Origin of the sequence: Streptomyces sp. NPDC005485, assembly GCF_040606085.1 — a bacterium.
Classification (GTDB): domain Bacteria; phylum Actinomycetota; class Actinomycetes; order Streptomycetales; family Streptomycetaceae; genus Streptomyces.
The window spans coordinates 1-21475 of record NZ_JBEXDZ010000165.1 but is presented as its reverse complement, the minus strand read 5'-3'; the positions used below and the strand labels follow the sequence as shown (position 1 = coordinate 21475).

19 protein-coding genes are annotated in these 21475 nt (G+C 70.7%); 13 read left to right on the top strand and 6 right to left on the bottom strand.

The features are described 5' to 3' along the window. Positions 1–116: 116 nt before the first annotated feature. Complete coding sequence (locus ABZS97_RS36615; RefSeq protein ID WP_356145117.1) at positions 117–1145, bottom strand: M36 family metallopeptidase; 1029 nt, start codon at positions 1143–1145, stop codon at positions 117–119. Positions 1146–1334: 189 nt separating this feature from the next. Here ABZS97_RS36615 and ABZS97_RS36610 point away from each other — a divergent pair, with 189 nt between their 5' ends. Both ABZS97_RS36610 and ABZS97_RS36605 read left to right on the top strand, forming a co-directional pair. Beyond that, positions 1335–2681 carry a hypothetical protein gene (locus ABZS97_RS36610; RefSeq protein ID WP_356145115.1) on the top strand — a complete coding sequence of 449 codons (1347 nt, stop codon included), beginning with the start codon at positions 1335–1337 and terminating at the stop codon, positions 2679–2681. 68 nt (positions 2682–2749) lie between these two features. Further along, on the top strand, positions 2750–3313 hold the full coding sequence (locus ABZS97_RS36605; protein ID WP_356145113.1) for a GNAT family N-acetyltransferase: 564 nt from the start codon (positions 2750–2752) through the stop codon (positions 3311–3313). Between the two features lie 15 nt (positions 3314–3328). Here ABZS97_RS36605 and ABZS97_RS36600 read toward each other — a convergent pair whose 3' ends face one another. Continuing rightward, positions 3329–6412: an NACHT domain-containing protein gene (locus ABZS97_RS36600; RefSeq protein WP_356145111.1), complete on the bottom strand. Its 3084-nt coding sequence runs from the start codon at positions 6410–6412 to the stop codon at positions 3329–3331. A 209-nt stretch (positions 6413–6621) separates the two neighbouring features. Here ABZS97_RS36600 and ABZS97_RS36595 point away from each other — a divergent pair, with 209 nt between their 5' ends. The 11 genes from ABZS97_RS36595 to ABZS97_RS36545 all read left to right on the top strand — a co-directional run bounded on the left by ABZS97_RS36595 (position 6622) and on the right by ABZS97_RS36545 (position 16208). Next, on the top strand, positions 6622–6705 hold the full coding sequence (locus ABZS97_RS36595; RefSeq protein ID WP_310591794.1) for a putative leader peptide: 84 nt from the start codon (positions 6622–6624) through the stop codon (positions 6703–6705). Between the two features lie 159 nt (positions 6706–6864). Further along, entirely contained in the window at positions 6865–8556 is a 1692-nt protein-coding gene (locus ABZS97_RS36590) for a nitrite/sulfite reductase (RefSeq protein WP_356145108.1), read from the top strand. A 31-nt stretch (positions 8557–8587) separates the two neighbouring features. After that, positions 8588–8767 (top strand): hypothetical protein, encoded by a 180-nt coding sequence (locus tag ABZS97_RS36585; protein ID WP_356145106.1) that lies wholly within the window; start codon positions 8588–8590, stop codon positions 8765–8767. Further along, positions 8764–9498, top strand: coding sequence for a phosphoadenylyl-sulfate reductase (locus ABZS97_RS36580; protein ID WP_356145104.1), 735 nt, complete (start codon positions 8764–8766; stop codon positions 9496–9498). The genes ABZS97_RS36585 and ABZS97_RS36580 overlap by 4 nt, the downstream gene beginning before the upstream one ends. Beyond that, the gene (gene cysC / locus ABZS97_RS36575; protein ID WP_356145102.1) at positions 9495–10058 is read left to right on the top strand and encodes an adenylyl-sulfate kinase; all 564 of its coding nucleotides are present in this window, start codon (positions 9495–9497) and stop codon (positions 10056–10058) included. The genes ABZS97_RS36580 and cysC overlap by 4 nt, the downstream gene beginning before the upstream one ends. Next, positions 10055–11005 (top strand): sulfate adenylyltransferase subunit CysD, encoded by a 951-nt coding sequence (gene cysD, locus ABZS97_RS36570; protein ID WP_356145099.1) that lies wholly within the window; start codon positions 10055–10057, stop codon positions 11003–11005. Before cysC ends, cysD begins: the two co-directional genes overlap by 4 nt. Positions 11006–11007: 2 nt before the next feature. Then, the gene (locus tag ABZS97_RS36565; RefSeq protein WP_356145097.1) at positions 11008–12363 is read left to right on the top strand and encodes a GTP-binding protein; all 1356 of its coding nucleotides are present in this window, start codon (positions 11008–11010) and stop codon (positions 12361–12363) included. A 229-nt stretch (positions 12364–12592) separates the two neighbouring features. Then, positions 12593–13702, top strand: coding sequence for an aliphatic sulfonate ABC transporter substrate-binding protein (locus tag ABZS97_RS36560; protein ID WP_356145094.1), 1110 nt, complete (start codon positions 12593–12595; stop codon positions 13700–13702). Positions 13703–13744: 42 nt separating this feature from the next. After that, positions 13745–14533 carry an ABC transporter ATP-binding protein gene (locus ABZS97_RS36555; RefSeq protein ID WP_356145093.1) on the top strand — a complete coding sequence of 263 codons (789 nt, stop codon included), beginning with the start codon at positions 13745–13747 and terminating at the stop codon, positions 14531–14533. After that, a complete protein-coding gene (locus ABZS97_RS36550) occupies positions 14520–15464 on the top strand; it encodes an ABC transporter permease (RefSeq protein WP_356145091.1) in 945 nt (314 codons plus the stop codon). Before ABZS97_RS36555 ends, ABZS97_RS36550 begins: the two co-directional genes overlap by 14 nt. Before the next feature lie 6 nt (positions 15465–15470). Then, positions 15471–16208 (top strand): sirohydrochlorin chelatase, encoded by a 738-nt coding sequence (locus tag ABZS97_RS36545; protein ID WP_356145089.1) that lies wholly within the window; start codon positions 15471–15473, stop codon positions 16206–16208. Positions 16209–16235: 27 nt separating this feature from the next. Here ABZS97_RS36545 and ABZS97_RS36540 read toward each other — a convergent pair whose 3' ends face one another. The 4 genes from ABZS97_RS36540 to ABZS97_RS36525 all read right to left on the bottom strand — a co-directional run bounded on the left by ABZS97_RS36540 (position 16236) and on the right by ABZS97_RS36525 (position 21365). Beyond that, positions 16236–18821: a fibronectin type III domain-containing protein gene (locus ABZS97_RS36540; protein WP_356145087.1), complete on the bottom strand. Its 2586-nt coding sequence runs from the start codon at positions 18819–18821 to the stop codon at positions 16236–16238. 190 nt (positions 18822–19011) lie between these two features. Next, entirely contained in the window at positions 19012–19644 is a 633-nt protein-coding gene (locus tag ABZS97_RS36535; protein WP_356145085.1) for a DsbA family protein, read from the bottom strand. A gap of 55 nt (positions 19645–19699) precedes the next feature. After that, positions 19700–20314: a TIGR03086 family metal-binding protein gene (locus tag ABZS97_RS36530; protein WP_356145083.1), complete on the bottom strand. Its 615-nt coding sequence runs from the start codon at positions 20312–20314 to the stop codon at positions 19700–19702. A gap of 10 nt (positions 20315–20324) precedes the next feature. Further along, positions 20325–21365 (bottom strand): 2-dehydropantoate 2-reductase N-terminal domain-containing protein, encoded by a 1041-nt coding sequence (locus tag ABZS97_RS36525; RefSeq protein WP_356145081.1) that lies wholly within the window; start codon positions 21363–21365, stop codon positions 20325–20327. Between the last annotated feature and the right edge of the window lie 110 nt (positions 21366–21475).

Here is a 21475-nt window from a genome sequence, read left to right as displayed (position 1 = left end):
GGCGGGGGGGGGGGGGGGGGGGTGTGTGCCGCCGGGTGCGTGTGCCTCCCCCCCCCCCCCCGCCCCCCCGCCCGGGGGGGGGGGCCGGCCCCGCGGCCCCCCCCCCCGCCCTGCACTCACACTCCGGGGATCTCCCGGGCCCGGAAGGCGGCCCGGACGGTGTCGGCGGCGGACGTGCCGTACATCTTCCGGGCGGTGGTGATCGTCGTGAGCGCCGCGTCCGTGAAGCTCGTGTCGGGCGCGAAGCCGAACTGCGCGTTCACGATGATCCGGTCGGCCTCGCGCGCACCCAGCGCGCCCCGGATGTCGAACAGCGCCCGGGACCAGATCTCCCCGTCGGCGTGCACCTCGCCGACCTTGTCGCCGTACACCTTGTTCCCGTCGACGCGCCGCAGACAGTGCGGAGCCGCCGAGGTGTACGCCACCGAGTCCCAGTCGGCGACGCACGCGAGATCCGTCCTGCGCGGCCAGCCGTACTTGGCGTCCGCGTAGGCGCCGACCGAGACCGCGAGGTAGTCGCCCCAGGCCTCGCCGATGGAGCCCGCCTCCTCGGACGTACCGAAGCCGGGGACCTGGGCGTTGTGCACGGCATGGCCGTACTCGTGGACGATGACCTCGGCGTCCTCCGCGTCGTCGACACCGCCCTTGCCGAAGCGGATCTCCGCCTTCTTGTCGGTGAAGAAGGAGTTGTCGGCGCCCCACTGGTTGATGCGGACGGGCTGGGCGCGGTCGTTGGCGCCGGGCAGTTCGCTGCCGAAGCCGAGGCTCTGCAGGTACTCCTGGGCCTCGTTGACCCAGAAGTACGCCATGACCTGCTCGAACTGGTCGTCCTTGCGGGTGTACGTGCCGTCGTCCGCGATCTTCGCGGAGGCGCCGGTGTCCGATCTGACGTAGACCCACTTGCCGGACAGGCCGCCGGAGGAGTCGAGGTTGCGCAGGGCGGCCAGGGCGTACGCGGAGCCCGGAACCGCCGTGGCGGAGTCCTTCTGGTCGGTGAGGCTCTCGTCGCCCGACGACTGGACGGGGTTGACCATGAAGACGCGCGCCTGCGGGTCGGCGGACGCCGTCGCGGGCGCGGCAAGGGTGGCCAGGGCCACGGCGAGGGTGGCCGTGGTGAGCAGCACGCGGGAGTGTCGGCGTGTCATGCACATCCTCCAGAACATGGGTGGACCGTGGATGCGGGGGGTGACGTTGCGCGGCGAGATCTTGCCCTGTTTACGGGTCTTCCACCAGGCCTGCGGTCACCTGGCGTAGCATCCTCTGACAGGCCCCCCACCCGCCTCTCCGTCAACGCCCTGAGCGTGGGAGGCAGTTGGCCTTCCTCGGGAGGACGCATGAAACACCGCGGCAGGCATCGCCGGCGCAGGAGGGGACAGGCGCTGCGCGCCACCCTCGCCGGAACCGCGCTCGCGCTGACCGCGGCCGCCACGCTGATCAGCACCTCCCAGGCCTCCGGCAGCGGGGCCCCGGGCGCGCTCGCGCCGGTGTCCCAGGCGGGCCCGCTCCGGCTGCACGAGAACCTCGTCGACGCGAGGACGCTGGACACGCTCACGCGCCGGATGGGCGGGAACGTCGGCGTCTCGGGGGTCCTCACCGACACCGATCACGTGATGCGCAACCGGGCGGGCTGCGACACCGCCGAGACGGACGCGCTGCCCGTCGAGCCGACGGCCACGCGCGCGTACTGCTGGGACCGCGCCGACTCGACGTCACCGGGCTGGGTGCCGCGGGCCGTCACCACCTCCGGCGACGCGGACGACGACGGCGCGTGGGGCGAGAACCGGGTGATCCTCGCGGGCTGGACGCACAGCGCGCGCACGGCCGGCACCCCGGCGCGCGACAGGAGCCTGGCCCGGATCGCCGTCATAGACGCGAACGACCCGGACCGCCTCACGTACCGCTGGATCCTCCTCGTGGCCCCGACGGACGGCGGCAAGGACTTCACGGCGGTCCGCTCCCGGCTGTCCGGGATGGTCTGGTACCAGGGCAAGCTGATCGTCACCGCCGAGGGCGGCGCGGACCGCACGGGCGGCCTGCTCGTCTTCGACCTGCACCGCATCCTGAAGGCCGACGCGGCCGACAACGCGATCGGCAGGGTGAACGGCGGCTACGCGGCGCACGGCTACCAGTACGTGCTGCCCGCCATCGGCTCGTACACCCCGGCCGGCGGCCGCTGCGACCCGACGACGGACCAGGGCACCCCATGTCCCGGCGCCCTCTCCCTCGACCGCAGTTCGGCGCCCGACAGCCTGGTCGCGAGCGAGCGGATCCCCCAGGGCAGCGACCGCCGCACCCGCCTGTGGCGCTACCCCTTCGGCCTCGGCACGGACACGGCCCGCGGCGGCCTGCTGGCCGGCGACACCCGTGGGCGTGTCGACGCGAGCGAGGCCTACGAGACGAAGGCGACCGGCGTGTCCGGGGTCCTCTCCCACCGGGCCGAGGGCGCGAGCGGGGCCGACTGGTACGTCGACCGCACCTCGGACCACCGCGACGTCCTGTGGCGGCAGAGCGGAAGCGGCGCCAAGGCCGCCGAGTGCACCGCGGACCAGTCGCACGCCTGCTGGGGCCGGGGCACCCGCTCCCTGTCGTACTGGGAGCAGACCGGCGAACTGTGGTCCCTGTCCCCGGACGGCGTGCTCTACGCGGCCCCGCTCACCGCCGTCGAGAAGTCTCTGGAATAGCCGGTCCCTGCGCCGCCCTGGCCGACCCCTTTCGACAGGCCGCCGGGGAAGATGATTCCCTGGCCCGCATGAGCAACGTCACTGTGACCACCTGGTCCCTGGAGCAGACGGCCCCGACCGACCTGCTCCCCGCGGTCGCCCCGGAGGGGGACGTCCGGATCGTCCGCGCCGAGGTGCCCTCGCCGGAGTTCAGCCGCTTCCTGTACGCGTCCGTCGGCAGCGACATCCTCTGGACCGACCGGCTCGCCTGGACGTACGCGCAGTGGCAGGAGTTCCTGGCCCGGCCCGGCGTGGAGACCTGGGTCGCCTACGACCGGGGCACCCCGGCGGGCTACGTCGAGCTGGACCCGCAGGACGACGGAGCCGTGGAGATCGTCTATTTCGGCCTGATCCCCGCCTTCCGCGGCCGCCGCATCGGCGGCCATCTCCTCGCGTACGGCGCCGCGCGCGCCTGGGACCTGGCCGAGCGGTGGCCGGACCGGGCCGAGACCAAGCGGGTCTGGCTGCACACGTGCAGCAAGGACGGCGAGCACGCCATGGACAACTACCAGCGCCGCGGCTTCAAGCTCTTCGACACGAAGGTCGAGGAGGAGGCCGAGGCGGCTGCGCCGGGGCCTTGGCCGGGGGCGTAGCGGGTCGGTAGGGGGTCACTCCTGGACGAGGGGCAGTACCCGGGAGGGCAGCCCCTCGTCGAGGAACTTCTCCAGCACCCGAGGCGTCGCCAGGGGGGCCAGCAGCACGATGACTCCCGCGCAGAGCGCGACGCCGAGGGCACCCGACGCCCAGGTGCCCCACCACTCGGCCAGGGCGATGCAGCTGCCGAGCGGCACGAGGCAGACCGTCACGGTCCAGATGTCGCGTCGGGCGGCCTGGTCGAGGTGTTCCCTGGCCCACGCTTGCCTGTCACGGCCGATGGGATGCCGGAAACGGGGTCTGGTCCCGACGAGACCGAAGTACATCAGGCATCCCACGTTCAGGGCCAGGAAGAGGACGCCCAGCCAGCCCTGTACGCCCCATGACCAGCCACCCAGGACAACCGCGCCAGCCCTCGCGCAGGGGGCGATCGACAGCATCACGTACAGCACCAGGAGTGCGGAGAACCTGACGGCGAACTCGGATTCCCTCAGGCGCGTGGTACCGGACCGCCAGCTCTCGTTGCGCGCGATACCGGTGGTGGTGAGCAGTCGCACGGCACGCAGGCACAGGTCCGGCCGGAGCCAACCCAGCAGTCTCACGCGTGCCTCGGACAGGCCCGCCGCCGCCACCAGACGGCGCCCCAGCTCGGCGCCGGTTTCGTCCGAAGGGTTGAAGGCGGTCAGATGGACTCCGAGCTCGGCCAGTCCGTGTCGGCCCTGGCTCAACGACCGGGCCCAACCCCCGGCGCCGCCGAAAAAAGCGTCCAGGTCCGCATAGAGGGTGGTGTCGACGAGCTCGTTCCCCAGGCTCAGTTCCCTCGGTCCGGCGCCGCCGTAGTCCACCAGGGCGAGCGGCACCACGAGGCGAGGGTCGGGCTCCACGCCGGGTGGTGGGGCCGCGCCGGACTCGGCGGCCTTGCGAAGGTGGGCGGCCAGCGCGATGAAGATGCCCCGCGGCCCCGCCCAGTCGCCCCCTTCACGGTAGGGCCCCATCACCCAGAAGAACTCGCTCCAGCCGGGCCGGTAGCGCAAGACCCAGTCCAGTTCTCTGGAGACGTTCCTCTTCACCGCCACCAGCCCGCGGTCCCGCACCAGATCGGCCAGGCGAAACGCCGCGTCCTGTGCGGTCGCGGGGTCGTCCGAGCGGAGCAGTTCAGCAAGGGAGTGAATCGCCCTCGGTGTCCTGACGGCCCACAGCATCTCCGTGATCAACTCACCGGGCAGATCCGGCTCAGGGGCGAGTACGGCCGCCACCGCGACATCCCCCATGGACGCCAACGCCTCCTTCGCCACCGGTAGTTGCAGGAGCCGCGACGCCAGGAACCGCGCCGCCCGCGGCAGATGCGTGGCCGCGAGCGCATAGGTCGCCGCCCGAGCCCGCCCGGGGTCGTCGGAACCCTCCGCCGTCTCCCGCAGCAACTCGAACACCGCGAGCCCGCGCGGGCGCCGGTCCGCGGCCACGAGTCCGAACGCGGCCACGACGGCGTCCTCGTCCGCTCCGACAATCCCGCCGCCCCCGAGGCGATCGTGGAACATCGTCACCAGTTCGTCCGCGAGCCCGTCCTCCACGACCTGTGCGTCGGCCAGGCACTGGAAGGCGAGCAGCGGGTCGGCGGCCAGGATCTCGCGCACCACGTCGGTGCAGTCGCGGGAGACGACGCCGCACCACAGCCGGACCGTCTCGCGCCAGACCTCCGGGTCCCGGAGATAGCGCTCGCGGATCGCGGCCGGTTCATCGGCGAGAGCCGTGGCCGCCAGGTACTCCTGGAGCGTGAGGTGGGCGAACTGGAAGCGCTCGCCGTTGTCGACGGACAGGAGCAGGCCGCTGCGGTCGACGATCTCGTTGAGCATGGCCTCGGCGTCGTCGGCCGGGCGCCCGTACCGCTCCAGGGTCTCGCGCATCACCGGCAGCACCTTGTCGTAAGGGATCGCGAGCCGGTCGTACGCGTCCGGCGGGACGCCCTGTGCGGCGAGGGCGAGCTGCTGGAGTGCCGACCGCTTCATGGGCTGAGCGAAGTGCGCGTCGCGCTGCCGGTCGCGGAGCAGGCTGACGGTGACCTGTTCGTAGAAGTCGGTGCGATTGTGCGGGAGGGCCTGGCCGGTCCCCGCGTACTCGTGGCTGTAGAGGGTCGCGATCATCGTGAGGAGCAGCGGGTTGCGGGCCAGGGTCATCAGCTGCGGGGTGTCGCGCAGGGCGCCGAGGAGCTGGTCCACGGTGTCCGGCTCCAGGCTCGGCGGCCACGTCCAGCCGCGCAGGAAGCGGTCGACGAGCCGGTCGTCGAACTCCTCGACGCGCAGCGTCCGGTCGGCCTCCTCGTTGAACTCGCCCCGGTACACCGCGACCCGGCAGGTGACCACGGCACGGCAGCGGCCATACACGGTCATGAACTTCCCGATCGCCGCGGCCACCTCGGGGCGCTGCGCCGTCGGCACCTCGTCGAGTCCGTCGAAGTAGAGGGCGAGCCGTCCCTCGTCGAGGGCCCGCGCGACCCACTTGTCGGCCTTCGGGAAGCCGTGCTCGGCGAAGTGTCCGACGATGTGCCGTACGAGATCGCCCTGGGCCAGGTCCACGGAGTGCAGGGGGAGGAGGACGGGGATGTCGGTCGGCGTCCCCAATTCCACTCGGTGTCTGAGGCGCGGGTCGTACCAGGTGCGCCAGGGCGACGCGCCGGGGTCGTAGCGCCTCCGGGCCCAGGCCAGCACGGTGTGGCGCAGCAGCATCGTCTTTCCCGCGCCGGGGACGCCGAGGACCACGGCCCGGCGCACCTCGGCCAGCGTGGCGCCGGCCTCGCCCTGCTCGGCCGCGGCGCCGAAACCGGATGCGGCGCGCAGCGGGACGTAGACCGACGCCATGTCCATGGCCTCGGCCTCCCCGGGGCGGAAGGAGACGGCGAAGCGGTGGTGGCGTTCGTACATCCGGACCGTGTACCGGCGCAGTGCCGTGCGGGCGAGGAGCGCGCTGCCCGCAAGCCGGTTGTAGAGCGCGGTGCCAGCCAGGTCGACGAGGCGCTTGAACACGTCCTTGAATTTCAGGACGAGGATGGTGAGGACGACGCCGCTCGCGGCCAGCAACACGTCGTGCACGCGCTCCCCCATGGACTCCCCCTCCGGCCACCGCGCCGTACCGGAAGGGCAGAATACGAGGGGGCGTCCGCCTGTGTCCCGCACCTGGCGGAAGCCCCTGGCGTACGGTTCTGACCTGGGCCTGAGTGACGAACACCACAGCGTCCCAACATGCGGGACATTCTCGTCCGCATTCTGGACGGTGGTGGACTGCCCCGAGATCCCCGTGACACGCTTCCGTCATGTCTGGAACTGGAATTGCCTTGGTGAGTCGGCGACACGTCGATCTCGGCCGCATGTCCAGCGCCATCTGTCCGGCGCGCTGACGCACTCGCCGGTGGCCTTCGGCCACGGGCCCAGCGCCGCCGTATCCCCCAGTTTCGCGACCCTTGCGCAATGACGCGCCCATACTTCCGTATGCGCCCGTATGCGCAGGTCAGAGCCGCTTTCAGACCTGTCCCGCAGTCCCGAAGGACGTAACAGCCATGGCCGCCACCCCGCAGAATCCCGCCGCGCCCCGCCGCAAGGTGAGCCGTCACCGCGGCGAGGGTCAGTGGGCCGTGGGTCACTTCACCCCGCTCAACGGCAACGAGCAGTTCAAGAAGGACGACGACGGTCTCAATGTGCGGACACGCATTGAGACGATCTACTCCAAGCGGGGCTTCGACTCGATCGACCCCAATGACCTGCGCGGACGTATGCGCTGGTGGGGCCTCTACACCCAGCGCAAGCCCGGGATCGACGGCGGCAAGACCGCGATCCTGGAGCCGGAGGAGCTGGACGACGAGTACTTCATGCTGCGCGTCCGCATCGACGGCGGCCGCCTCACCACCGAGCAGCTCCGCGTCATCGGCGAGATCTCGCAGGAGTTCGCGCGCGGCACCGCCGACCTCACCGACCGGCAGAACGTGCAGTACCACTGGATCCGCATCGAGGACGTACCCGAGATCTGGGAGCGGCTCGAAGCGGTCGGCCTCTCGACCACCGAGGCCTGCGGTGACACGCCCCGCGTGATCCTCGGCTCGCCCGTCGCCGGCATCGCCGAGGACGAGATCATCGACGGCACCCCCGCCATCGAGGAGATCCACCGCCGCGTCATCGGCAACCCCGAGTTCTCGAACCTGCCCCGCAAGTTCAAGACCGCGATCTCCGGCTCGCCCCTCCTGGACGTGGCGCACGAGATCAACGACGTCGCCTTCGTCGGCGTGAACCACCCCGAGCACGGCCCCGGCTTCGACCTCTGGGTCGGCGGCGGCCTCTCCACCAACCCGAAGATCGGCCAGCGCCTCGGCGCCTGGGTGCCGCTCGACGAGGTCGCGGACGTCCATGTGGGCGTCCTGTCGATCTTCCGTGACTACGGCTACCGGCGGCTGCGCACCCGCGCCCGCCTGAAGTTCCTGGTCGCCGACTGGGGTGTCGAGAAGTTCCGCCAGGTACTGGAGGACGAGTACCTGAACCGGAAGCTCGTCGACGGTCCCGCCCCCGACCAGCCGGTCGCCCGCTGGCGGGACCACGTCGGTGTGCACCGGCAGCAGGACGGCCGCTTCTACGTCGGTTTCGCGCCGCGGGTCGGCCGGGTCGACGGCGCGACGCTCACGAAGATCGCCGAGGTGGCCGCGGCACACGGCTCCGGCCGGCTGCGCACCACCGTCGAGCAGAAGATGATCGTGCTCGACGTGGCGGAGGACCGGGTCGACTCCCTCGTCGAGGGTCTGGAGGCGCTCGACCTCAGCGTCAGGCCCTCCACCTTCCGGCGCGGCACGATGGCCTGCACCGGCATCGAGTACTGCAAGCTCGCCATCGTCGAGACCAAGGCGCGCGGCGCCGCGCTGATCGACGAACTGGAGCGCCGCATCCCGGAGTTCGACGAGCCGATCACCATCAACATCAACGGCTGCCCGAACGCCTGCGCCCGTATCCAGGTCGCGGACATCGGTCTCAAGGGCCAGTTGGTCCTCAACGACCGGGGTGAGCAGGTCGAGGGCTTCCAGGTGCACCTGGGCGGTGCGCTCGGCCTGGAGGCCGGGTTCGGCCGCAAGGTCCGTGGCCTGAAGGTCACTTCGGAGGAGCTGCCCGACTACGTCGAGCGTGTCCTGACCCGCTTCCGGCAGGAGCGCGAGGACGGCGAGCGGTTCGCCACATGGGCCGCGCGTGCCTCCGAGGAGGCACTGTCGTGAGCGTCGGCGAACGGCCGCGAAAGGAGGGGCCATGAGCGAGCGTGCGGCGCCGTTCTACTGCCCCTACTGCGGTGACGAGGACCTGCGTCCCAGTGAGCAGGGCCACGGCGCGTGGGAATGCGGAGCGTGCAATCGAGCCTTCCAGTTGAAGTTCCTCGGGCTGCTCGCCCGGGGCCTTCAGCACAACACGGGTGGAGGGGACGAGATATGACGACCATTCAGGCAGACACCGACGACACCGAGCTGGCTGACGGGCGCGACGCGGAGCTCAAGGCGCTCGCCGAGCAGGCCGGGCGCGACCTGGAGGACGCCTCCGCGCTGGAGATCCTCCAGTGGGCCGCCGACACGTTCGGCAGGAAGTTCTGCGTGACCTCCTCCATGGAGGACGCGGTCGTCGCCCACCTCGCCTCCCGCGCCTTCCCCGGCGTGGACGTCGTCTTCCTCGACACCGGCTACCACTTCCCGGAGACCATCGGCACCCGGGACGCGGTCGAGGCCGTGATGGACGTCAACGTCATCACGCTCACCCCGCGCCAGTCGGTCGCCGAGCAGGACGCCGAGTTCGGGCCGAAGCTGCACGACCGCGACCCGGACCTGTGCTGCAAGATGCGCAAGGTCCAGCCCCTGGAAGAGGGCCTGACGTCGTACGAGGCATGGGCGACCGGCCTGCGCCGCGACGAGTCCCCGACCCGGGCGAACACCCCGGTCGTCGGCTGGGACGAGAAGCGCCGCAAGGTCAAGATCTCGCCGATCGCGCGCTGGACGCAGGACGACGTGGACGCGTACGTCACCGAGCACGGGGTTCTCACCAACCCGCTGCTGATGGACGGCTACACCTCCGTGGGCTGCGCCCCCTGCACCCGCCGGGTCCTGGAGGGCGAGGACGCCCGCGCCGGACGCTGGGCGGGCCGCGGCAAGACCGAGTGCGGACTGCACGGATGAAGACAACGACTGAGGAGTTGCACGTGACGACCGGAGCCACCATCTGGCTCACGGGTCTGCCGAGTGCCGGCAAGACCACCATCGCGTACGAGCTGGCGGGCCGGCTGCGCGAGGAGGGCCATCTCGTCGAGGTGCTCGACGGCGACGAGATCCGCGAGTTCATCTCGGCGGGCCTCGGCTTCAGCCGCGAGGACCGGCACACGAACGTGCAGCGCATCGGCTTCCTCGCCGAACTGCTCGCCCGTAACGGCGTCAAGACGCTCGTCCCGGTGATCGCGCCGTACGCGGACAGCCGTGAGGCCGTGCGCAAGCGCCACCAGGAGAGCGGCGCCGCGTACATCGAGGTGCATGTCGCGACCCCGGTCGAGGTGTGCTCCGTACGCGATGTGAAGGGGCTGTACGCCAAGCAGGCCGCCGGCGAGCTCAAGGGGCTCACCGGGGTCGACGACCCGTACGAGGAGCCCGCGTCGCCCGATCTGCGGATCGAGTCGCACACCCAGACCGTGCAGGAGTCCGCGGCGGCGCTGCACACGCTGCTCAACGAGAGGGGTCTCGCATGACGACGACCGTCGCCACTGTCTCCGAGGACGCAGGCTCCGAGCAGGTCAACCCGTACGCGCTCTCGCACCTGGATGCGTTGGAGTCCGAGGCGGTGCACATCTTCCGTGAGGTCGCGGGGGAGTTCGAACGGCCGGTGATCCTGTTCTCCGGCGGCAAGGACTCCATCGTCATGCTGCACCTCGCCCTGAAGGCATTCGCCCCCGCCGCGATCCCCTTCACCCTGCTGCACGTCGACACGGGACACAACTTCCCCGAGGTCCTGGAGTACCGCGACCGTGTGGTCGCCGCACATGGGCTGCGTCTCCATGTGGCCTCCGTCCAGGACTACATCGACCGCGGTGTGCTGCGCGAACGTCCCGACGGCACCCGCAACCCGCTGCAGACGGTGCCCCTCACCGAGAAGATCCAGTCCGAGCGCTTCGACGCCGTCTTCGGGGGCGGCCGGCGCGACGAGGAGAAGGCCCGCGCCAAGGAGCGCGTCTTCTCCCTGCGGGACGAGTTCTCCCAGTGGGACCCCCGTCGCCAGCGCCCCGAACTGTGGAACCTGTACAACGGCCGCCACGCCCCGGGTGAGCACGTCCGCGTCTTCCCCCTGTCCAACTGGACCGAGCTCGACGTGTGGCAGTACATCGCCCGGGAACACATCGACCTCCCCCAGATCTACTTCGCCCACGAACGCGAGGTGTTCCAGCGCGCCGGCATGTGGCTCACCGCCGGTGACTGGGGCGGCCCCAAGGACGACGAACACGTCGAGAAGCGCCTGGTGCGCTACCGCACCGTCGGCGACATGTCCTGCACCGGCGCCGTCGACTCCGACGCCACCACCCTGGACGCCGTGATCGCCGAGATCGCCGCCTCCCGGCTCACCGAACGCGGCGCCACCCGCGCCGACGACAAGATGTCCGAGGCCGCGATGGAAGACCGCAAGCGCGAGGGGTACTTCTAGACATGACCAGCACCGCCGAACCCACCCAGACGCTCTCGGTCGAGCAGCTGTCCGCGACCACGCTGCTGCGCTTCGCGACCGCCGGCTCCGTCGACGACGGCAAGTCCACCCTCGTCGGCCGCCTGCTGCACGACTCCAAGTCGGTCCTCGCCGACCAGCTGGAGGCCGTCGAGCACGCCTCCCGCAACCGTGGTCAGGACGCCCCCGACCTCGCCCTGCTCACCGACGGCCTGCGCGCGGAGCGCGAACAGGGCATCACCATCGACGTCGCCTACCGCTACTTCGCCACGGCACAGCGGCGGTTCATCCTCGCCGACACCCCCGGCCACGTGCAGTACACCCGCAACATGGTGACGGGTGCCTCCACCGCCGAGCTCACGGTGATCCTGGTGGACGCCCGCAACGGCGTCGTCGAGCAGACCCGCCGCCACGCGGCGATCGCCGCCCTGCTCCGCGTCCCGCACGTCGTCCTCGCCGTCAACAAGATGGACCTCGTGGAGTACAAGGAGTCCGTCTTCGCCGCGATCGCCGAGGAGTTCACGGCGTACGCGAGCGAGCTCGGCGTCCCGGAGGTCACCGCGATCCCGATCTCGGCGCTGGCCGGCGACAACGTGGTGGACCCGTCCTCGAACATGGACTGGTACGGCGGCCCGACGTTCCTGGAGCACCTGGAGACCGTGCCGGTCAGCCACGACCTGGCGCACTGCCACGCTCGGCTGCCCGTGCAGTACGTGATCCGCCCGCAGACCGCCGAGCACCCCGACTACCGCGGGTACGCGGGCCAGATCGCGGCCGGTACGTTCCGGGTCGGCGACAGCGTGACGGTGCTGCCCTCCGGGCGTACGTCGAAGGTCACCGGGATCGACCTGCTGGGCGAGCCGGTGGCCGTGGCGTGGACCCCGCAGTCGGTGACGCTCCTGCTGGAGGACGACATCGACATCTCGCGCGGCGACCTGCTCGTGCCGGCCAAGGACGCGCCCGCCACGACCCAGGACGTGGAGGCGACCGTCTGCCATGTCGCCGACGCCCCGCTGACCGTCGGCCACCGGGTCCTGCTCAAGCACGGCACCCGCACGGTCAAGGCGATCGTCAAGGACATCCCGTCCCGGCTGACCCTCGACGACCTGTCGCTGCACCCGCACCCCGGGCAGCTGGTCGCGAACGACATCGGCCGCGTCAAGATCCGTACGGCCGAGCCGCTGCCGCTCGACGCGTACGCCGACTCCCGCCGTACCGGCTCGTTCATCCTGATCGACCCGGCGGACGGCACCACCCTCACGGCGGGCATGGTCGGCGAGTCCTTCGCCGCGCCGGAGCCCGTCAAGGACGAGTCCGACGACGACGGCTGGGACTTCTGACATGACGTCCACCGACTTCTACTCCACGTTCGCGAAGGAGGGCGGCCGCGTCGGCAGCGGCGCCCTCGGCAGCGGGCAGGGCGGGGTCGGGCGATGTGCGTGCTGACGTACGCGCACTGCCTGCGCGCCCCGTCCCCCCACCCTGCGTCTTGGACAAGACGAAGACCTGCCGACCTCCCGGCCACGAACTGAACCCGTGACCGCCGGGCCAACGAGAGGAACCCCTCCCGTGCCTGCCATCCGCTCCGCGCTTCTCCGCCGCGGCATAGCCGTCGCCACCGCGCTCCCCCTCCTCGCCCTCGCCGCGTGCAGCTACGGCTCCGAGGCCAAGGACGACACCAAGGCGAAGGTCGCCGCCGGGTCGAAGAAGATCGACGGTCTCGACACCGTGAAGATCGGCTACTTCGGAAACCTGACGCACGCCACCGCGCTGGTCGGCAACCAGAAGGGCTTCTTCCAGAAGGCTCTCGGCGCCACCGAGGCGAACTACTCGATCTTCAACGCGGGTCCCTCCGAGATCGAGGCGCTCAACTCCGGTTCGATCGACATCGGCTGGATCGGCCCCTCGCCGGCGATCAACGGCTACACCAAGTCCGCCGGCAAGAACCTGCGCATCATCGGCGGTTCGGCGTCCGGCGGCGTGAAGCTCGTGGTGAACCCGAAGAAGATCAAGTCCCTGAAGGACGTCAAGGGCAAGAAGATCGCGACCCCGCAGCTCGGCAACACGCAGGACGTCGCGTTCCTCAACTGGGTCGCGGAGCAGGGCTGGAAGGTCGACGCGGAGAGCGGCAAGGGCGACGTCTCGGTCATCCGCACGGACAACAAGATCACCCCGGACGCCTACAAGTCCGGCTCCATCGACGGCGCCTGGGTGCCGGAGCCGACCGCGTCCAAGCTGGTCGCCGAGGGCGGCAAGGTGCTGCTCGACGAGTCGACGCTGTGGCCCGACAAGAAGTTCGTGATCACGAACATCATCGTGTCGCAGAAGTTCCTCAAGGCCCACCCGAAGGTCGTCGAGGCCGTGCTCAAGGGCTCGGTCGAGACCAACAAGTGGATCAACGCCAACCCGGACGAGGCGAAGGCGGCGGCGAACGCCCAGCTGAAGTCGGACTCCGGCAAGGAACTGCCGGCCGCCGTGCTCGACCCGGCGTGGAAGTCCATCCAGATCACCAATGACCCGCTGGCCGCCACGCTCAACACCGAGGCGGCGCACGCGGTCAAGGCGGGCCTGCTGGAGAAGCCCGACCTGACCGGGATCTACGACCTGACGCTGCTCAACAAGGTCCTGAAGGCCGCCGGCGAGAGCACGGTCGACGACGCCGGTCTCGGCGTCAAGTAGCCCTGCCCACTGCCCCAGCTGAGTTCCCAGGAGGTGACGACCATGGCAACAGCCCTCGCCAAGGCCGCCGACGCCACGACGTCGGTGGAGCACGCCGCGCGGATCGAGCACGTCTCGAAGTCCTTCTCCGGACCCGCCGGACCGCAGCTCGTCCTCGACGACATCACGCTCGATGTCGCACCGGGCGAGTTCGTCACCCTCTTGGGGGCCTCGGGCTGCGGCAAGTCGACACTGCTGAACCTGGTCGCGGGCCTGGACGCCCCGACCGCGGGCAGCATCACGACGCACGGCCGCCCGGCCCTGATGTTCCAGGAGCACGCCCTCTTCCCGTGGCTGACCGCGGGCAAGAACATCGAACTCGCCCTGAAGCTGCGGGGCGTCGCGAAGTCGGAGCGGCGCGGCCGGGCGGAGGAACTGCTCGAACTCGTCCGCCTCAAGGACGCGTACGGCAAGCGGGTGCACGAGCTGTCCGGCGGTATGCGCCAGCGTGTCGCGATGGCCCGCGCGCTCGCCCAGGACAGCCAACTCCTGTTGATGGACGAGCCGTTCGCGGCCCTCGACGCCATCACCCGGGATGTACTGCACGACGAGCTGACCCGGATCTGGAAGGAGACCGGGCTCTCCGTCCTCTTCGTCACGCACAACGTGCGCGAGGCCGTGCGCCTGGCGCAGCGGGTGGTGCTGCTCTCCTCCCGTCCGGGCCGGATCGCGCGCGAGTGGACCGTGGAGATTCCGCAGCCGCGCCGCATCGAGGACGCCGACGTCGCCGAGCTGTCCATCGAGATCACCGAAGAACTGCGTGGGGAGATCCGCCGTCATGGCCAGCACTGAGACCCGGCGGACGGACGATTCCGTCCCGGACGCCCAGGCCAAGGACAACGCAAAGGACAATTACGGGCTGTTCGGTCTGGAGGCCGGCCTCGACGCCCTCGAATCCGGTGTGATCGGACGCAGGCCCTTGGCGCAGCGGGTCGGGCGCACTCTTCGGGAGAAGACGCTGCCGCCGGTCGTGGCGATCGTGGTGGTCCTCGCGATCTGGCAGGCGCTGATCTCGTTCAAGATCGTGGACGACCCGAGCAAGCTGCCCTCACCGTCCGCGGTGTGGGGCGAGGTCGAGGACGCCTGGCTGGAAGGCAAGCTGCTCGGCTACATCTGGACGAGCGTCTCGCGCGGTCTGTTCGGCTTCCTGCTGGCGCTCGCCATCGGCACCCCGCTGGGTCTGGTGGTGGCCCGGGTGAAGTTCGTGCGTGCGGCGATCGGTCCGATCCTGTCGGGTCTCCAGTCGCTGCCGTCGGTGGCCTGGGTGCCGCCGGCCGTCATCTGGCTCGGCCTCGAACCCTCCATGATGTACGCGGTGATCCTGCTCGGCGCCGTCCCGTCGATCGCCAACGGTCTGGTGTCGGGCGTCGACCAGGTGCCCCCGCTGTTCCTGCGGGCGGGCCGGACGATGGGCGCGACGGGCCTGCGCGGCACATGGCACATCGTCCTGCCGGCGGCCCTGCCGGGTTACGTCGCGGGCCTCAAGCAGGGCTGGGCGTTCTCCTGGCGCTCGCTGATGGCGGCGGAGATCATCGCCTCCTCCCCCGAACTGGGCGTCGGTCTCGGCCAGCTGCTGGAGAACGGCCGCACCGCCAGCTCCATGTCGATGGTCTTCCTGGCCATCTTCCTCATCCTGTTCGTCGGCATCGCCATCGACCTGCTGATCTTCAGTCCGGTCGAGCGGTGGGTGCTGCGCACTCGCGGTCTCCTCGTGAAGAGCTGAACTCCCATGCCCGCCCCGGTCCTTCTCGTCATCGCCCACGGCAGCCGCGATCCGCGGCACGCCGCGACGGTGCATGCGCTGGTACGGCGGGTGCGGGCGCTGCGTCCGGGCGTGCGGGTGGAGACCGGCTTCCTGGACTTCAACATCCCGTCGGCGCAAGGGGTGTTGGAGTCCCTGGATGCGCAGGGCGTGCGGGATGTGGTGGCGCTGCCGCTGCTCCTGACCCGCGCCTTCCACGCGAAGGCCGACATCCCGGCGGTGCTGCGGGACGCGCCGGCGCGGCTGCGCATCCGGCAGGCGGAGGTGCTCGGCCCCTCGCCCCTGCTCACCTCCGCCCTCGAACAACGGTTGTACGAGGCCGGGCTGAGCCCCGCCGACAAGTCCTCGACCGGGGTCGTGCTGGCCTCGGCGGGGTCCACCGACCCGGAGGCGATCGCAGTGATCGCTGACATCGCGCGGGAGTGGCGGCACACCGGTTGGTGCGCCGTGCGGCCTGCGTTCGCCTCCGCTTCTCTTCCGCGCACCGAGGACGCCGTGCGCGAGCTGCGCGCCCTCGGGTGCGCCCGGGTCGCCGTAGCCCCCTATGTCCTCGCGCCCGGCTTCCTGCCGGACCGCATCGCGCGGGGCGCCGCCGAGGCGGACGTACTGGCCGATGTGCTGGGGCCCGCGCCTGAGGTGGCCCGTGTCCTGCTGGAGCGTTACGACGAGGCGCGCAGGCCCGCCCTGACGGCGCTCGGGGCCTGACCCGAGCGCCGCCGCGCCGTGCCCGGGTCAGGGCTTGGTGGTCGCCGTCACGGTGGCTGTCGGACCGGTGCCCGCCGCGGTCACAGCCGCGATGGTGACGGTGTACGAGGTGCCGGGCGTGAGCCCGCCGAGCACCCGGAACATGCCCTTGGCCGACGGCTGGGTCACCAGGACGTCCCGTCCCCTGACGTCGATCGGGGCACGGCCGTCGGAGACGGTGACGCGGTAGCCGATCACCTTGGCGTCGCCGGTGGCCGTCGGCGGCGTCCAGGCCACGGTCGCCGCCGTGGACGCCGTACGCAGCTTGGCACCCGTGGGGGCGCCCGGCAGCGCGCGCACGGCGGTGGGGGTCAGCGGGAGCGAGGCCGGCGACGGGGCGCTCGCGCCGTGGGCGTTGCGCGCGGTGACGGTGACCGTGAACGGGCCGCCGGACACCGGGAGTCCACCGATGCGGACGAGGGCGGTGCGCTTGAACTCGGTTGCGCTGACGCTCTGTTCGCCGGCTTGACTGCCCCTCGCGTCATAGGCGCGCGCCGTGTAGCCCGTCACGGGTGAGCCGCCGTCCGCGAAGCTCGGGTTGAAGGTGATCTGGAGGGCATCGGCGCCTGCCGTGCCGGTGCCGACGCGCGAGGGCGCCTCGGGGGCGGCCGCCGCTCCGATCTTCCGGTTCAGCAGTCCTCGGTGAGCCGGTTCGAGTCCCGCGTTCGCCAGCACCTCTGACGGTACGTCGGACGGCGTGGACATGATTTTGTTGCCGCTGGTCACGAGGCCCTTGTTGTCCCCGTCGGCCGTTCCTTCCTCCCACCAGTTGCCCTTGATGAGGGTGGGATCGTTGTTGCCGAGGCCGTCCCGGTAGTCGGTGTGCCGCGATCCGACGTTGGCGTACGAAGCGCCGTAGAGGACGTTGCCCTCGATGGTCTCGTAGGTGCAGCCGTTGTCGGTGTAGACGCTCTTGCCGAGACCCAGCTGGTCGTGGATGACGTTTCCGGTGACCTTCTCGCCGTCGGCCGTCGAGGTGCCGGTCAGGCCTTGGGTGTAGATGCCGCCGCCGTCGTCGAGCATCTGCATGTAGTCGGAGATCAGGTTGTCGCGGACGGCGTTGTCGTGGCTGGGGTTCGCGGTCGCCGGATCGCCGATCTTGTCGGGCCAGCCGCCCCAGCCCATGGAGATCGCGCTGTAGCCGACGTGGTCGATCTGGTTGTGGGCGATGGTGTTGTGCCGGGTGTACCCGTTGAGGATCGCCACGCCGCCGTGGTACTCGCGAGGCAGCCCGTAGAGGTGATTGTTCGTCACCTGGACGCCGGCGGCGGGTGTCTGGCCGTCCACGCCGCCGATCTCCAGGCCGTTGCCGGAGATGTCGGTGAAGATGCTGCCGCTGACGGCCGAGTCCGCGGAGCCCGCGCCCAGATCGAGCCCGGAGGCGCCGAGGTGGGCGAAGACGTCGTCGCTGAACTCGATGCGCTGTCCGTGGGCGAAGGACACGTTGCCCGGCATCTTCGTCCAGGACGCGAACGGGCAGGTGCCGCCCTCGACGTACTGGCACAGGCCCTGGGTGGCCCAACCCTTGTCACCCGTGATGGTGTAGCCCGCCTGGATCTCGGAGAAGCCCTCGGGCCGGGAGGGGGTGAGCCAGGTCGCGTAGCTGAACTGCAGCCCGCGGAAGGCGACGTCGTGGACGGGTGCGGAGGCGGTGCCGCGGCCGTCGACCAGCTTCTCGGCCTGTGCCAGCTCGATGTCGGCGCGGGTCGGGTCCTCGCCCGCGCGGGGCAGGTAGTAGACCCGGTGCTCGGTCCGGTCGAGATACCACTCGCCGGGCTGGTCGAGGAGTTCGTAGGCGTTCTCGATGTACGTGGCGCGGCCGCCGTTGGTGAGACGGCCGGGCCCGACCATGCTGACCGTGCGGCCCGGGATGTCGGGGAACTCCACGCGCTTGTTGGAGTTGTCCCAGCACGGCTGGGCCATCGTGATCGTGGTGCCCTCGGCGGCGGCGATGCGGCAGCGCGGCTCGGTCCACTGGCCGAGGCCGTTGCGCTCGATGTTCCACAGGGCTTCGCCACTGGTGTAGACGAACTCGGCGTCGGACGGGTGCTTCCAGTGCGCGAGTGTGCCGGAGGACGCCGTGTACCCGGTGGCGGTCTGGGTGAGGGCGACGGGCACGGCGCCCCGGGCCCGCTGCGCGCGCACCCCGTCGACGTACAACTGCCGGGTGTCGGTGAGCCCTTGGGGCGCGGGCGCCGACCAGAGGCCGGGGCGGCCCTCGTCCTTCTGCCAGCCGGCGACCTTGCGGCCGCCGCTGACGACGGTGTTCCCGGTGCCCTGCCACACGACCTTGTGCCCGTTCGCGCCCGAGTCCCGGGCGTCGAGGACGAGCGGCTTCGACCGGCGGTAGGTGCCGGAGGCGAGGTGGACGGTGAGGTCGCCGTTCAGGTCGGCGACGCGGTCCCGGGCGAGGTCGCGGGCGCGTTCCAGCGTGCGTACGGGGTGCTGGACGGTGCCGTTCGCCTGGTCGTCCCCGGACGGGGACACATAGAGATCGGAGGACCCGGCGGCCCCGGTCGCGGTTTCGGCGCCGGTGACCCCCAGGGCCAACAGTGCGGAAACCAGGGTGATCACGGCGGCTCTTCGGCGCGCGGGCATGTTCCCTCCCAGGGATCAGCCGTACCTGACCCCGGAAAGGTAGGAGCATTGAAGGGACGCCGTCAATGAATCGGACACGTAAGCCCGAAAACCCGCTGGGAATGGCGCGGGCACGACGCCAGGGGTTCCAATTCATCGGACCATGGTTCAGGTTGCTGACCTGCGTTCAGTCGAAGGACAGCCCTCCGGTCCGTGTCCGCTTCAGCTCGAAGAAGTCGGGGTGCGCTGCCAGCACCCGGAAGCTGTCGAAGAGTTCGGCTGCCTTCTCGCCCCGCGGAATGGCCCGCAGCACAGGGCCGAACCACACTGTTCCGTCGACATGAATGGTGGGAGTCCCCACATAACCGTCCGAGTCGGGCTCCATGCCCGCCTCGTGACTGCGCCGTACGGCCTCGTCGTACGCGGAGTCGTGGGCCGCGGCGGCGAGTTCGGCCGGAAGTCCGACCTCGGCGAGCGACTCGGCGATCACCACGTCGAAGTCCTCGATCTTCCGCTCGTGGATGCGGGTGCCGAAGGCCGTGTAGAGCTCGCGCAGCACCTTCGTGCCGTGCTGCTCGGCGGCAGCCACGGCCACCCGCACCGGCCCGATCGACTTGTCGACCAACTCCCGGTACCAGTCCGGGAGTTCGTTGCCGACATTGTGCAGGTACAGGCTCATCGCTCGGAAGCGGAGGTCGAGCGGCCGAGTGCGCTCGACCTCCAGCATCCAGCGGGAGGTGATCCAGGCGAAGGGGCAGGCGGGGTCGAAGTAGAAGTCGACACGGGTCGGCGATCCGGAGTTGTTCTCGGTGGGCGTCATGCGGTCGACGCTACCCGCCGAGTGGCGCAGAATCCCGATCCAATTCCGCAGTTCTCTACTGGTCCACTTCTTGGACGAGGGCGGCGGCCCGGCGCGGGTCCCGACCGCTCTCGGCCAGCGCGCGCTCGAACGCGGACGCGTCGTCCGGTACGGACACCGGGTCGGCGAAGCCGTCGTACTGCCGGTACAGCTCGGCGTGCTTCTCGACCACCTCCAGGACGAAGCCGGCCGCCGCGTCCGAGATACGGAACTCCTGGCCGGTGATGGTGGCCACGTCCCAGCCGTGGACCGCCAGCTCCTTCACGATCATCGACGCGATCTCGGCGGCGGGCATCTTCGCCGTGCCGAGGTCCACCTCGCCCTCCCACACCGCCGGGTCGTCCCATGCGGCGACGGCACGGTCGAGCTGCTCGGCGTACGCCTGCGCCCAGTCGGGCCCGGCCGTGAAGTCGCGTCCGGTCAGCTCCTCGGGGAGCTGCTTGCGCAGGGCGCGGTGCTCCAGACCGTGCGAGGTGTAGAGGACCCAGTGGTTCACCAGGGTGCGGACGTCCCAGTCCCCGCAGAGGCTGGGTCCTGACAGCCGCGTCGCCGTGACCCCCCGGGCCACCCGGGCGGCCTCGGCGGCGCATTCCACCATGTACGGATGCACGTTCTTGTACGCGTTGTTCATGCGCTCCACGCTAGGAGCGCAGCGATCGGTCCTCTTGAACAAACGCGACAGCCTCGTCCGCGAGGTGCACGAGTTCCGCGACCGCCATCGAGCCCGCCTGCCTGCGCTCGCGCGCGAAGGTGTTCGCGAGGCGCTGGAGCAGTTCGTTCAGCGGGGTCGGTACGCCGTGCAGCCGGCCCAGAAGTGCGATCTCGCCGTTGAGGTAGTCGGCCTCGATGGTGCCGGTGCCTCGGTTCAGGGACTGCCAGGAGGAGCCGGCGCCGCGCGGGGAGCCGTCGAACGGTTCGAAGCGGATCCTGTCGCCCCGGGCCTCCTTCTGCTCCTCCTCGCTCGCGTACGCGATCCCGGCCGCGGCCAGCACGGCTTCGCCCTCGGCCCGGACCCGCTCGTAGAGCTTCAGTCCCTCCTCGCTGGTGAGGACCCCGCTGACCGCCTCGATCGAGTTCGCCAGGTTGCCCAGCAGCTTGGCGTACTGCCAGCGCGTCACGTCGGGCACGACCGGCGCCTCGAAGCGGGACTTCTCCAGATCGGCGGCGATACGGCGGGCCGTGCCGTCCGTGCCGTGCGGGAAGCGGCCGATGTGCAGGATGCCGGTGAGCGGGGCGCCGGCCGCGGAGACGACGCCCGGTTCCACGAAGGTCGCGGGCAGCCAGACGCAGACGCCGTACACACGGCAAAAGCGGCGGAGCGCGAGGCGCTGGCTCTCCACGCCGTTCTGCGCGCAGACGAGGGGCAGTTGCCCGGCCGCCGTGCCCTTGCCGCCCGCCACCGGGGCGGGGGCCCAGGTGTCCAGGGCTGCCGCGCTGTCCTGCGTCTTCACGGACAGCACCAGGACGTCGTCCGTGCGCAACTCGCCGAGCGCCTGCGGTCCGTCGACGACGGGCAGCCGGTACGTGAGCTCGCCCTCGGGCGTTCTGAAGCGCAGGCCGTGTTCGGTGAGCGCCGCGTGTTGCGCTCCGCGCGCGACGAGCACCACCTCGTGGCCCGCTCCGGCCAGGCGGCCGCCGATGGCTCCGCCGACCGCCCCTGCTCCGATGATGATGTAGCGCATGCGCCCCAGGGTCGCACAGCTGCGTGCACCATCCACGGGTTTCCTAGCCCCCTCCGCCCCTGGACCCCCGCTCCTCAAACGCCGGAGGGGCTACTTCCAGCCCGTCCGGC

Excerpts from the sequence above, each read along its gene's own strand:
- ABZS97_RS36585 (WP_356145106.1), top strand. The coding sequence starts at position 8,588 with ATGAGCGAGCGTGCGGCGCCGTTCTACTGCCCCTACTGCGGTGACGAG.
- ABZS97_RS36525 (WP_356145081.1), bottom strand. The coding sequence starts at position 21,365 with ATGCGCTACATCATCATCGGAGCAGGGGCGGTCGGCGGAGCCATCGGC.
- ABZS97_RS36600 (WP_356145111.1), bottom strand. The coding sequence starts at position 6,412 with ATGGGGGAGCGCGTGCACGACGTGTTGCTGGCCGCGAGCGGCGTCGTC.
- ABZS97_RS36535 (WP_356145085.1), bottom strand. The coding sequence starts at position 19,644 with ATGACGCCCACCGAGAACAACTCCGGATCGCCGACCCGTGTCGACTTC.
- ABZS97_RS36590 (WP_356145108.1), top strand. The coding sequence starts at position 6,865 with ATGGCCGCCACCCCGCAGAATCCCGCCGCGCCCCGCCGCAAGGTGAGC.
- ABZS97_RS36555 (WP_356145093.1), top strand. The coding sequence starts at position 13,745 with ATGGCAACAGCCCTCGCCAAGGCCGCCGACGCCACGACGTCGGTGGAG.
- cysC (WP_356145102.1), top strand. The coding sequence starts at position 9,495 with ATGAAGACAACGACTGAGGAGTTGCACGTGACGACCGGAGCCACCATC.
- ABZS97_RS36565 (WP_356145097.1), top strand. The coding sequence starts at position 11,008 with ATGACCAGCACCGCCGAACCCACCCAGACGCTCTCGGTCGAGCAGCTG.
- ABZS97_RS36615 (WP_356145117.1), bottom strand. The coding sequence starts at position 1,145 with ATGACACGCCGACACTCCCGCGTGCTGCTCACCACGGCCACCCTCGCC.
- ABZS97_RS36610 (WP_356145115.1), top strand. The coding sequence starts at position 1,335 with ATGAAACACCGCGGCAGGCATCGCCGGCGCAGGAGGGGACAGGCGCTG.
- ABZS97_RS36605 (WP_356145113.1), top strand. The coding sequence starts at position 2,750 with ATGAGCAACGTCACTGTGACCACCTGGTCCCTGGAGCAGACGGCCCCG.
- ABZS97_RS36545 (WP_356145089.1), top strand. The coding sequence starts at position 15,471 with ATGCCCGCCCCGGTCCTTCTCGTCATCGCCCACGGCAGCCGCGATCCG.
- ABZS97_RS36550 (WP_356145091.1), top strand. The coding sequence starts at position 14,520 with ATGGCCAGCACTGAGACCCGGCGGACGGACGATTCCGTCCCGGACGCC.
- ABZS97_RS36580 (WP_356145104.1), top strand. The coding sequence starts at position 8,764 with ATGACGACCATTCAGGCAGACACCGACGACACCGAGCTGGCTGACGGG.
- cysD (WP_356145099.1), top strand. The coding sequence starts at position 10,055 with ATGACGACGACCGTCGCCACTGTCTCCGAGGACGCAGGCTCCGAGCAG.
- ABZS97_RS36530 (WP_356145083.1), bottom strand. The coding sequence starts at position 20,314 with ATGAACAACGCGTACAAGAACGTGCATCCGTACATGGTGGAATGCGCC.
- ABZS97_RS36595 (WP_310591794.1), top strand. The coding sequence starts at position 6,622 with ATGTCTGGAACTGGAATTGCCTTGGTGAGTCGGCGACACGTCGATCTC.